The following is an 11,840-nucleotide window of genomic DNA, read 5'->3' on the forward strand; positions in this document are numbered from 1 at the left end:
TTATGTGGGAAATAGGACCGATATTTCGCGCCATGATGCGCAATAAAGTTGGCGCCATACTGATTGCAGTACAAATTGCCGTCACTATGACCATTATTGTTAATTCGATTTTTATCATCTCGGAACGCAAAGAATTGATGGCGCGTGAAAGCGGCGTGGATGAAGCCAACAGTTTTTATCTGACTAGCTACAGTTTTGCACCTGAATTCAACACAAAAGTCACGGTAAAAGAAGACTTGGACATGATCCGGCAACTGCCAGGCGTAGTCGATGCCATTCAGGTAAATGCCATTCCTGTTAGTGGTGGTGGTTGGTCAATGGGTCTACAGACTGAACCGGGTGATGATATCGACGGCACTGGTGTGGCTGTCTATATGGTAGATGAACACGGTACCCGTACCTTTGATGTTGAGGTCATCGCCGGGCAGGATTTTACCGCCACAGATATTGAGTGGCGCGAAGGTGGGCAAAATCATTGGCCAGCGCAAATTCTGATCACCAAAGCCATGGCGCAAAGTCTTTTTCCGGACGATCCCTGGCAATCGGCGGTGGGTAAAACGGTGTACATCAATCGCAATGAAGGCATTATTATTAAAGGTATTATCGATAAGCTTCAGGCACCCTGGATTGGCTGGGACAAAGTCGAAAATGCCATGCTAGTTCCGCAAACGCTGGATTTTCCTTCTTATCGTTATTTTATCCGTACCGAGCCGGGTCGTCGTGACGAACTGATGCCCAAAATTGAGGATATGCTGGCGACCAGCAACAAAGGGCGAATTATCCGCAGCATGCGCAGCGTTGAGGAAACCCGCGAACGCAGCTATCGCCAACATAGTGCGATGATCGATATCCTCTCTACCGTCATGGTGATCCTGACCATAGTGACGGCTTTGGGAATAGTGGGTCTGGCCAGTTTCAGTGTCAATCGACGTAAAAAACAAATCGGCACCCGGCGCGCATTGGGTGCCAGTCAGGGCGATATTCTGCGCTACTTTATGCTGGAGAACTTTTTAATCAGCAGCGTTGGTGTGGCGCTTGGTGCGGCACTGACTGTTGGCTTAAATATATGGCTGGTGCAGGCGTTTTCGCTCAATCGAATCGACTGGTATCTGATCCCGGCCGGTATGCTGGTGTTGTGGATTGTGGGGCAAATCGCGGTATTTGGGCCGGCTAAACGTGCGGCATCTATTCCCCCGGCCCTTGCAACCCGAACAGTTTAAATATGAAACATAGAAGATATACCTTTCTCAACGGCTACCTTTGGTAGCCGTTTTACATTATGGTTTGCCAACTTGCCTGTTAGGATCTTAAAGGTGGAATGGTTGAAAAATTATAAGTTAAGTATTTTTGTAGTGTTGTGTGCATTGACCAGCAAATGGGCCAGCGCCGATATTCAGTATCAAATTAGCGTCGCACAAGACGGTAGCGGCGATTACTCCAGTATCCAGCAAGCTATCAATCATACCAAAGCATTCCCCGATAGACGCATTACTATCCATATCGGCAAGGGCATTTATAACGAGAAAGTGACGGTATACGCCTGGAATACCCGACTGTCATTAATCGGGGCCGGAGTGCAGCAAACCCTAGTCCGTTTTGGTGACCATTTCAATAAAGTGAATTTGGGCCGTAACAGTACCTTTCACACTGCCACAATGCAGGTCGATGCCAATGATTTTAGAGCCGAAGGTTTAACTATCCAAAATACCGCCGGCCCGGTAGGTCAGGCCGTTGCCCTGGCGGTTAACGCCGATCGTGCACAGTTTAACAATATTGCCTTGCTAGGCAGTCAGGATACCTTGTACGTGGCGGGTGAAGGTTATCGTCAATATTTTAGCCATTGCTATATTGAAGGCACTACCGATTTTATCTTTGGCGCGGCCACAGCAGTATTTGATGACTGCGAAATTCACTCAAAAGCCAATTCCTACATTACCGCCGCTTCGACACCGAAAAATCAGCCCTTTGGTCTGGTCTTTTTTAACAGCCGGCTCACCGCTGACAGCGAAACGGACAAGGTTTATCTGGGACGCCCCTGGCGCCCCTATGCCAAAACACTGTTTATTAATACGCAAATGGGTCAGCACATTGTACCTGAAGGCTGGCATAACTGGTCCAAACCCGAAGCCGAGAAAACCAGCTACTATGCTGAATATAACAGTACAGGCTTGGGTGCTGCCCCCTCCAAACGAGTAAACTGGAGTCATCAATTAACCGATCAGCAAGCAGATAGACTCAGTCTCGAGTCTATCTTGTCAGCAGAAAACGAAACGAGCTGGTGGCAAGAAAAACCCGCTCATCAATAAAGCTGTTAACCGAAGTCACCCACTTTGTAAGAACCCACTTCGGCACCAAAACCTATGGCAAAACGATTCCAGCTATTGATCGCGCAAATCGCCAGGGTCAAATCGGTAATCTGGCTATCGGTAAAATGTTCACGCAATGCATCCAGAAGTGTTTCATCCGGATGGCCTGTCGCCAATGTGGTTAATGCTTCAGCCCAGGCCAAAACGACGCGCTCCTGTTCGGTAAAAAACGGCGTTTCGCGCCAGGCCGACAGGGTATACAAACGTTGTTCAGTTTCACCTGCTGCGCGAGCATCTTTGCTGTGCATATCGAGGCAAAAAGCGCAGCCATTAAGCTGCGATACCCGCATTTTGATCAGCTCCAGTAACGAATGCTCGATATCTTGGCTGGCTATTTTACTGGCCATATATTTTTCCAGTCCCCACATAGCATTAACTGCACCTGGAGAAGCTTGTTGATAATTAAGTTTCATAGACATAATTTATTTCCTCATTAAGTTAACTAACGAGGTGTAATTTAAATTAATCAGCTAAGTGTGAATTGTATATTTGCGACATCAGCACAATTTTATATTCAGTTGTTATGGGCTTATTTGTTAAACTGACAGGGTTGCCAACAACTTATCACTGGTTATGCAAGTACCCGAGTTATCCCATATAGGCTTTCATCGCTATCAACCCAGTTTGATGCTTAAACCTTATGTGCAAAGTTACTGGCATATTTATGGAAAAGTCCCGTCCACCACCGAATATTTGCATCCTGAAGGCGGCAGTGGCCTGATTTTTAATTTTGGCAGCCCCTTTATCTACAATCAGCAGCGAGTAACGACAGACTGTATCGTCATGGGGCCCAATACCCGTACCACCAGTCTGACGCTAAGCGGTTATATCGATGCGGTGGGACTACGTTTCTATCCCGGTACCAGCTACCACTTTTTTACCTTGCCGCTAAATGAAATTCCCGGTCTGCCCGTCCATCCGGATGAGCTGTCGATTAACCTGAGCATTCAACCCATTGTCGATAGCGCTGAATCCACGATTGAACAGCGCTTAAATGCGATTGAGTCACTGTTGATGCAACGTTTAAGCATTAATCCGGAACTGGATAAACGCATACAGCCGGCAACGACCTGGCTTAACTTACATCGTACGCCACAGTCAATTATTCATCTGGCAGAACATCTCAATGTCAGTGCACGTCAACTTGAACGGCTGTTCAAGCAATGGGTGGGCATGACGCCCAAACAATTTTCACGGATTAAACGGGTTGATTATGCTCGCCAGTCCCTGAAGCAATTTGACTTATCATTGACCGATACCGCTTATCAGGCCGGGTATTTTGATCAGGCGCATTTTAATCATGAATTCAAACAGGTGGTCGGACTCACTCCGGGCCAGTACCGTCGACGTGCTTTGCAAAAAACAGGATCAAAAAAGCCGCTATCAGCATGACAGCGGCTTTTTATTACCTGAAAGACGTTATCGACAGACGCGGCGTATCCCGAATTCAGGCTATGATATAAACTTACTGCTTTTCCAGTATCGCGATATCTTCATCGGAAATAATCGGCCCGGGTTGCAGATTTAAATCCTCGCTTTCCTGCTCGGAGATATAAGACAACATACAGCTACTGTAATTTGAGGTGGCCTTGGCCAACCTGGTGCCATCGTCGCTACGAACCAGGATGGTATCCCCGATAGCAAATTCTCCCCTGACTTCAACAATACCATCGCTGGTTAACTGGCTGCTGTTTTTATCCAGTGGTTCGTCGAAACTTCCCTGAACGATTAACTCGCCCTGCTCTTTGGAAGTATGGGTTAACCAATGCAATCTTTCTTGTAACGGACGTTTATATGGCTGGAACAGAGTGCCAGGGTTACGCCCATTTAACAGATCGTTGAATGAGCTTTCTTCAAAGCCATTGACGATAAACGTACTGATGCCGTGAGACGTAGCTTTTTCGGCCGCTTCTATTTTGGTTTTCATGCCACCAGTCCCCACAGAACTGTCAGCACCACCTGCCATCGCATAAATTTCCGGGGTAATTTCAGTTACCCAGTTGATTAGCTTGGCATCATCATGCTGGTTTGGATTTTTATCATACAATCCGTTAACGTCCGAACAGATAATCAAGGTGTCGGCGTCAGCAGCAGCGGCCACCATAGCGGCCAGATTATCGTTATCCCCCACTTTGAGTTCGTCGGTTGTGACGGTATCGTTTTCATTGATAATGGGCAGCAAACCGCCGTTTAAGAGGGAAAACATAGTTTCCCTGATACTTTCGTAACGTTCTCTGTCGGTTAAATCGGCGTGAGTTAGCAGTATTTGCGCACAAGGGAAATCAAAAAAACGATCCCAGGTAGCCATCATGCTGGTTTGGCCAGCGGCGGCCATGGCTTTTTTGATTGCGATGTCTTTTCTGTCGCTCTCAGCGAAAAAGTGGGCACCCGCCGCAACCGAGCCGGAGGACACCAGAACCACTTCAATGCCATGCATTCGGCAACGTAGGATAAATTGCGCAATGCTGAGCAAATATCGGGAGCTACAGCCTTTTTTATCCGGCGCGATCAGTGCACTACCGACTTTGATAACCACGCGACGCCATTGAAACTTATTCATCTGAATCCTTTGTTAACTGTATTGTTCAAGTTGATTTTGAGCGGCTCTAAATTGTTGCTGCACCTGCTCATCGGGATTTCGACTACATAGACTAACCAGCACAATTGATGCGGAACTCATAATAAATCCCGGTACAATTTCGTATATCACCGAACTGAGCGTTTTGCCCTCTGCCAATACGGGGGCGTAAATCCAGAACAACACCGTCACCGCCCCGACAACCACTCCGGTAACTGCGCCTTTATGAGTCATTTTAGACCAAAACAGGCTGAACAGAACCAGCGGACCGAATGCAGCACCAAAACCGGCCCAGGCATTACTGACCAGTGACAGGATGCTGCTTGAGCGATCAAACGCCAGCAAACATGCCACCAGGGCCACCACAAACACCCCTATCCTGCCTACTTTTACCAGCTCCTTTTCTCCTACCTCCTTGTTAAAGAAGGCACGATAGACATCTTCAGTCAGTGAACTCGACGACACCAACAATTGCGAAGAAATGGTACTCATAATGGCTGCCAGGATCGCTGCTAACAAAAAGCCGCTAATGATGGGATGAAACAGAATTTCCGAAAACAGGATAAAGATGGTTTCCGGATCATCCAGTTGCTGTGGAAACTTGTTGATATAGGCAACCCCGACCAAACCTGTCATAACGGCACCAATCAGCGTCACCGTCATCCAGCTCATACCGATGTTTCGTGCCACTTTGATATCAGGTACCGAACGGATTGCCATAAAACGCACGATAATGTGCGGTTGACCAAAATAACCTAATCCCCAGGCCAGACTGGAAATTACCGCCAGCAAGCTGAAATCGCTAAACAGGGATGAAAAAGGCTTGATGGTTTGGGTAGCATTGGCCATCAAATCCGCCGCATTATCAAATTGCATATAAGCCACAATGGGCACTAAGACCAGCGCCACAAACATAATACAGCCTTGCACAAAGTCCGTCATGCTGACCGCCAAGAATCCGCCCAACAAGGTATAGGCCACAACGACAGAGACCGTAATAAACAGCCCCAGGTGATAACTCAAACCAAATGCGGATTCAAATAACTTGCCACCGGACGCGATACCGGCCGAAGTATACAAGGTAAAAAACACCACGATAACGGCAGCAGAAATAACTCGTATCGCGCCGTTACTTAGGCCGAATCGTTTATCAAAATAATCCGGCAATGTCAGTGCATCATTAGCGACTTCGGTATAAACCCGCAAACGAGGCGCAACTAATAAATAATTAGCCAGTGCGCCTAGCAATAACCCAGCGGCAATCCACAAGGTTTCAAAGCCCATTACGAACATGGCGCCAGGTAAGCCCATTAACATCCAGCCACTCATGTCGGATGCGCCCGCAGATAACGCTGTTACCTGCGGGCTGACCTTACGTCCGCCTAAAATATAGCCGGATATGTCACTGGTCGAATTGCGATAAGCGAAAAGACCGATCAACAACATTGCGATAAAATAAATCGCCAAAGAAATATAAGTACTGTAATGCATAATTATTGGTTGCCAGGTTGGCTAAAAGATTTGTGTTGGTTACACAGCGAAGATTGAGAATGAGTAAAATAGCCCCCGTTCAGTTCAGATTCGGGATTAAATGCGTAAGTGTGTGGGATATTTTTCATATTTATTGTTGGCTTCTTCCCAGTTGTCTTTTTCATATAGGTATCCTCCTGTTTGAAGCGAATTTTATTTGCACACAATTAATTAGTACTCTAACTATTATCCGGATTTACCAATTTATATCAAGTGGCAATAGCGATTGTTGATATTTTAACCTTGTCATAATTACTTAATATTTAAGTAGATTTAGCCACAAAAAGCGTTGTAACGTTTGTGGGAATATAGGCGTAACTGGAGCAATAGCCCTGCTTGGTGACAAAATCTGTTCGGCTTGGCCAGAATATTTTGATAGAGTGCGACTTTATACCCATGCCACCTTGAAATACTCTGAATCCATTATTTCGAGGTAGTATGGATATATTTTATCCAGAGTAATATGACATGCAAAAATATGATGAATTGCTGGTGTCGTTACGCCGCATAATCCGCGCTATCGACCTATATTCAAAAAAACTCAGTAAAGAGTCCGGTTTGACCACCCCCCAACTGATCGTCATGCAGGAAATCGCCTTGGCCAAAGGTATTATGGTTAAGCAGATAGCCGATAATATCAATCTTAGCTCGGCAACGGTCACTACTATACTGGATCGACTGGAAGCCAGGAATTATCTGGTCAGAAAGCGTTCAACCGAAGATAAACGTAAGGTCAGTATCTATCTTACTGAACAGGGCCACACTGCTTTGGAAAACGCTCCAAAACCCCTGCAGGCCCATTTTATTGATCGTTTTGAAGCGCTGGAAGAATGGGAGCAAAATCAGCTGGTCGCCACCATGCAGCGAATAGCCAAAATGATGGATGCATCTGATTTGGATGCCGCTCCATTACTCGAAGTAGGACAACTCCACATCAACAAATAACGCTTGTTGCAAAAATCACTTTAACTTGAAAGTGCTTGGCCGATATCAGATCTAGCAGTTAAAACTGGATTGAACTACGCTTTAATTGCAGTAAAAACACTTTTATAACAAGGGCATAATAAATCTTGTCATGATGACAAGCCCTTACTTGTGCCCATACATTAAAGATATTTCAATCAACCCCGGGATCGGAGTGGTTTGTTATGTTGGGGAGACAATATCGTGGTAAATCTGAATACGATTAAGAATAAACTGATCCTGATTGCTTCGCTGGTCGTGACAGGCATGTGTGCGATGATAATTTTGCAAAAAAGCATCAACTCGACCATGAGCGATCTCAATCAAACCGACTTACGTATCAATAAGGTTAAAACCGGCGTGCTGTTACTCAGGCGTAACGAAAAGGATTTTTTGATGCGTCTGGATTTGAAATATCTAACAGCTTTTGATGACGACTATCAAAAACTGAATACTGATGTAACCCGGCTTAAAGTAGATCTTGATGACCTGGGTATCGAATCGCGACATGCGATGGATTTGAGTCAAATCCTGGCCAATTATCGCCAGCAGTTTGATGCCATGGCCCAGGAACAGCAAGTTATCGGTTTGACCCCAGAAAGTGGCTTATATGGTGAGTTGCGTAATGCGGTGCATCAGGTTGAATCAAAGGTGAACGAACTGAATGAAGTGCGTCTGCTGGCAGATATGCTGATGCTCAGGCGCCATGAGAAAGATTTTATGCTTAGACAGGATGTTAAATATGTTGAACGCTTTGCCACTGACTTTAACCTATTTATCAGCCATTTAAATAGTGGTGCTATTGCCCCGGGTGTTAAGAGTTCAATCCAGTCATTGATGCAACATTATCAAACCAGTTTTAATCGCTTTGTCAGCGGCAAAAAGGCATTAGGATTGAGCAGCACCGAAGGTTCTTTGGGCCAACTTAGAGCTACAGTTCACCAAACAGAAGAACTACTGGAGATTCTGTCTAACGAAGTGGAACAGGCCATTGCCGACAACCGCCAAACAGCGGATCTGATATCCAGTATTACCGCAGCTTTAATTACCATTGTTATTGTCATAATTGTGGTATTGCTGTCGATCAGTATCTCCAGACCGGTTAAATATCTGGCAGATTTAATGTCAGAAATTAGTGATAGCAAAGATCTGACCATGCGATATCGCTACAACGGTGCGGAAGAAATCAACAATGTCGGTGATTCACTCAACGAAATGTTAACCAGTTTCGAGAATTCGATGCGCGAAGTATTCCAGTCCACCTTGATGCTCAGTGCCTCGTCAGAAGAATTAAACGCGATTACGCAAAGCACCAGTGACGGCGTGCATCGCCAGCAGGTTGAAACCGAGTCGGTTGCCACTGCGATGAACCAGATGACCTCGACCGTTCAGGAAGTTGCCCGGTCAGCCAGTGATGCGGCGGCATCCTCCAGAATAGCCGATCAAGAGTCAGTTAAAGGTCGCCAACTGGTAAGTGATACAGTGGGCCTGATCCGAGTGTTGGCCGAACAGGTAGTGAACACCGCCGTCGAAATGGATTTGCTGCAAAAAGAAACCGAAAATATTAATACGGTATTACAGGTTATTGGCAGTATTGCCGAACAAACCAATTTACTGGCACTCAATGCAGCGATCGAGGCCGCCCGTGCTGGCGAACAAGGACGCGGTTTTGCGGTAGTTGCCGATGAAGTCAGAACCCTGGCCTCACGCAGTCAGGCGTCAACTCAGGAAATTCGCGAGATTATTGAACGGCTGCAGGCCAAAACCCAGTCTGCAGTGAATGTGATGAAAAGTGGCAAGGATCAGGCACAAAGTTGTGTTGAACAAGCGGACATTGCCGGACAGGCATTGGAACAGATTACCCAGGCAGTCTCGGCCATCAGCGAGCGTAATTTCCAGATTGCCAGTGCAGCAGAGGAACAAAATTCGGTAGCAGAAGAGATCAATCGCAATGTGGTTAATATTAATGACATTGCCCAGGAATCCACTGTCGCCGCTTCTCAAACGCTGGAAACCAGTGAGTCGCTAGCCAAACTGGCGACAGAACTGCAAACCATCGTTAGCCAGTTTAAACTGGATATCAATACTGCCGCGTAATGGTCCTAGATACAGACATCAACTTGCAGTTGATGTCTGTGATTACTATTTTTTCAGTTTGATTGAATACAGATCAGTCCGGCGATCTTTAAGGTTCCGCACCGTGCCTTCACTATGTAATATTTTCAGTTTGGCCATATCCAGATCTGAAAACAGTAACATCTCAGTATTGGGTGTTGCTTCAGATAGAATGGCATCATGGGGAAAAGGGAAATCCGAGGGAGTTAACACCGCCGACTGGCTGTATTGCACATCCAGACTTTCAACTTTAGGCAAGTTACCCACGCTGCCAGCAATCACCACATAGCATTCGTTTTCAATAGCACGTGCTTGGGCACAGAGTCTGACGCGTAAATAACTGTTTTTGGTATCCGTCCAGAATGGCACAAACAGTATCTCAACGCCTTTTTCAGCCAAGATACGCGATAACTCGGGAAATTCTACGTCATAGCAAATCAGTATACCGACTTTACCGGCATCCGTTTCAAACACCGACAGTTTATCCCCACCTTCAATGACCCAGTCATTCTGTTCATGGGGAGTGATATGAATTTTACGCTGCTCATCAATTTTACCGCTACGATGACATAAATAGGACACATTGTAGACTTTGTCATCTTCGCTCAATGGCATGGAGCCAGTAATAATATTGGCATTGTACTCGATTGCCATTTGCGACATTTTTTCGCGAAACAGATCGGTATATTCCGCCAGATAACGGATCGCCTCGGTCTGGGAGGACTGATTGGTCAAGCCCATCAACGGGGCATTAAAAAACTCGGGGAAAACAATAAAATCACTCTGGTAATCAGAAACCGTATCGACAAAGAATTCGATTTGATCCAGTAGTTCTTCAACCGATTCAACTTCCCGCATCAGCCATTGCACCGCCCCTACCCTGACCACACTTTTAGGTGAGGTTAATACCTTACCGGTCGGCTCATATAAAATATTATTCCATTCCAGCAGGGTGGCATATCCGACCGACTCCTGATCTTCCGGCAAATACTTTTTCAGCAACCGTTTTACCTGAAAATCATTGGCCAACTGAAAACTCAGGATAGGATCGTAAATGGCTTTTTGATCGACCTGGGCAATGTATTCCATCGGCGTCATTTCAGACTTGTAATTATGGTATTTGGGAATGCGCCCACCAGCCAAAATAGCGCGTAAGTTATATTGGCGACAAAGCTCCTTACGGGCATCATATAAACGTCTGCCCAAGCGCAAGCCTCGATGGCTGCTCTTGATCACCACATCCAGCCCGTATAACGCATCTCCTTCCGCATCGCTGTTAACATTATTATTGCTGTCAACAATGTCATCGTATGTATGTGGATTGGAAAAACGGGCGTAATCAATCTGTACACTAAGCGCAATACCTACCAGTTCACCGCCATCCAGAATACCAATCTGGCCTTCCGGAAACTCATCGATTAAATGCGAAATAGTGTGCACCGGCCAGGCGCCACCTAATTCAGTATAGGTGTCATCCATCAGGGATTTGATTTGCGGATATTGCACTTTGGACAGGTTACAAATTTCTATTCGGGCTTTTTCTACTGACATACAAAAACGTTATCCTGTTAGCTGAATGAATTGAAGCCAAGCAAATATACCTATGTGCAGGGTTTCACAAAAGCGTACGTCAATCGTCTATTAACCAACCTTTCGCCACTGCCATATCAATCTGTTCAACAATATAGTCCCAAAGTTTGGGCGCCAGATTGCGCAAATATTGATTGCGCTTCAGTACCTGGGATTTTCTCACTGAATGCTGTGCCCAGCTGCCACCCTGATTGACGATATTCTGCAATAACGGCAACACTCTATCCATCGCCTTGGCAAAACGGGCATCAGCGCTATCGGCCTGCTCAAACTCCAGCCATAAATTCAACATCTGTTGATATTGCTCTTCGGGTAATAAGCCAAAGATCCGTTTAGCGGCAACAAGCTCTTTATCACTCTGGGCATCAAGATCTTGCTGGGGAGCAAAAGCAAAAGTGTCTCCCGCATCGATTTCAACAATATCATGGATCAATAACATGCTGACAACCCGGCTGATATCGATTGGCTCTTCTGCATAGCCAGCTAATACTTGCGCCATCAAAGCAATATGCCAGCTATGTTCGGCACTGTTTTCAAATCGGTTGTTATCGCATTTAACCAGTGCTTTACGATGAACCGCTTTCAGCTCATCGAGTTCGCGAATAAAAGCCAATTGTTGTTCTAATTGCTGCATGTTCTTTTATCTCTCCACTACAACGTATTGGTGGTAAATCAGTATTGAAATATCTATAGAAGCA

Annotated in this window: 10 protein-coding genes; 5 read left to right on the plus strand and 5 right to left on the minus strand. The window is 45.8% G+C overall.

Annotated elements, in window-relative coordinates; all coding sequences use genetic code 11:
• Positions 1-2: 2 nt before the first annotated feature.
• Both V1467_RS09735 and V1467_RS09740 read left to right on the plus strand, forming a co-directional pair.
• The gene (locus V1467_RS09735; protein WP_416308588.1) at positions 3-1,220 is read left to right on the plus strand and encodes an ABC transporter permease; all 1,218 of its coding nucleotides are present in this window, start codon (positions 3-5) and stop codon (positions 1,218-1,220) included.
• 102 nt (positions 1,221-1,322) lie between these two features.
• The gene (locus V1467_RS09740) at positions 1,323-2,306 is read left to right on the plus strand and encodes a pectinesterase family protein (RefSeq protein WP_416308589.1); all 984 of its coding nucleotides are present in this window, start codon (positions 1,323-1,325) and stop codon (positions 2,304-2,306) included.
• 5 nt (positions 2,307-2,311) lie between these two features.
• On the opposite strand, the gene V1467_RS09745 is transcribed toward V1467_RS09740, so the two are convergent.
• A complete protein-coding gene (locus tag V1467_RS09745) occupies positions 2,312-2,785 on the minus strand; it encodes a carboxymuconolactone decarboxylase family protein (protein ID WP_416308590.1) in 474 nt (157 codons plus the stop codon).
• Positions 2,786-2,939: 154 nt separating this feature from the next.
• Between V1467_RS09745 and V1467_RS09750 the strand changes: the two genes are divergently transcribed.
• A complete protein-coding gene (locus tag V1467_RS09750) occupies positions 2,940-3,758 on the plus strand; it encodes a helix-turn-helix domain-containing protein (RefSeq protein WP_416308591.1) in 819 nt (272 codons plus the stop codon).
• A 73-nt stretch (positions 3,759-3,831) separates the two neighbouring features.
• Here the strand turns inward: V1467_RS09750 and proB are convergent, their stop codons facing one another.
• A complete protein-coding gene (gene proB, locus V1467_RS09755) occupies positions 3,832-4,926 on the minus strand; it encodes a glutamate 5-kinase (RefSeq protein WP_416308592.1) in 1,095 nt (364 codons plus the stop codon).
• 12 nt (positions 4,927-4,938) lie between these two features.
• On the minus strand, positions 4,939-6,435 hold the full coding sequence (gene putP / locus V1467_RS09760) for a sodium/proline symporter PutP (RefSeq protein ID WP_416308593.1): 1,497 nt from the start codon (positions 6,433-6,435) through the stop codon (positions 4,939-4,941).
• 507 nt (positions 6,436-6,942) lie between these two features.
• Between putP and V1467_RS09765 the strand changes: the two genes are divergently transcribed.
• Positions 6,943-7,419, plus strand: coding sequence for a MarR family winged helix-turn-helix transcriptional regulator (locus V1467_RS09765; RefSeq protein ID WP_416308594.1), 477 nt, complete (start codon positions 6,943-6,945; stop codon positions 7,417-7,419).
• Positions 7,420-7,641: 222 nt separating this feature from the next.
• Positions 7,642-9,534 carry a methyl-accepting chemotaxis protein gene (locus V1467_RS09770; protein WP_416308595.1) on the plus strand — a complete coding sequence of 631 codons (1,893 nt, stop codon included), beginning with the start codon at positions 7,642-7,644 and terminating at the stop codon, positions 9,532-9,534.
• A gap of 45 nt (positions 9,535-9,579) precedes the next feature.
• Here the strand turns inward: V1467_RS09770 and V1467_RS09775 are convergent, their stop codons facing one another.
• A complete protein-coding gene (locus tag V1467_RS09775; RefSeq protein ID WP_416308596.1) occupies positions 9,580-11,103 on the minus strand; it encodes a GNAT family N-acetyltransferase in 1,524 nt (507 codons plus the stop codon).
• Between the two features lie 79 nt (positions 11,104-11,182).
• Positions 11,183-11,776: an HD domain-containing protein gene (locus V1467_RS09780; RefSeq protein ID WP_416308597.1), complete on the minus strand. Its 594-nt coding sequence runs from the start codon at positions 11,774-11,776 to the stop codon at positions 11,183-11,185.
• Positions 11,777-11,840: the final 64 nt, after the last annotated feature.

It is taken from the genome of Neptunicella plasticusilytica, from assembly GCF_047922965.1.
In the GTDB taxonomy this organism is placed as follows: domain Bacteria; phylum Pseudomonadota; class Gammaproteobacteria; order Enterobacterales; family Alteromonadaceae; genus Neptunicella; species Neptunicella plasticusilytica.

What these genes read in the sequence shown, in the direction of transcription:
- V1467_RS09775 (WP_416308596.1), bottom strand. Translation starts at nt 11,103, where the DNA reads ATGTCAGTAGAAAAAGCCCGAATAGAAATTTGTAACCTGTCCAAAGTG.
- V1467_RS09765 (WP_416308594.1), top strand. Translation starts at nt 6,943, where the DNA reads ATGCAAAAATATGATGAATTGCTGGTGTCGTTACGCCGCATAATCCGC.
- V1467_RS09735 (WP_416308588.1), top strand. Translation starts at nt 3, where the DNA reads ATGTGGGAAATAGGACCGATATTTCGCGCCATGATGCGCAATAAAGTT.
- proB (WP_416308592.1), bottom strand. Translation starts at nt 4,926, where the DNA reads ATGAATAAGTTTCAATGGCGTCGCGTGGTTATCAAAGTCGGTAGTGCA.
- V1467_RS09745 (WP_416308590.1), bottom strand. Translation starts at nt 2,785, where the DNA reads ATGTCTATGAAACTTAATTATCAACAAGCTTCTCCAGGTGCAGTTAAT.
- putP (WP_416308593.1), bottom strand. Translation starts at nt 6,435, where the DNA reads ATGCATTACAGTACTTATATTTCTTTGGCGATTTATTTTATCGCAATG.
- V1467_RS09780 (WP_416308597.1), bottom strand. Translation starts at nt 11,776, where the DNA reads ATGCAGCAATTAGAACAACAATTGGCTTTTATTCGCGAACTCGATGAG.
- V1467_RS09750 (WP_416308591.1), top strand. Translation starts at nt 2,940, where the DNA reads ATGCAAGTACCCGAGTTATCCCATATAGGCTTTCATCGCTATCAACCC.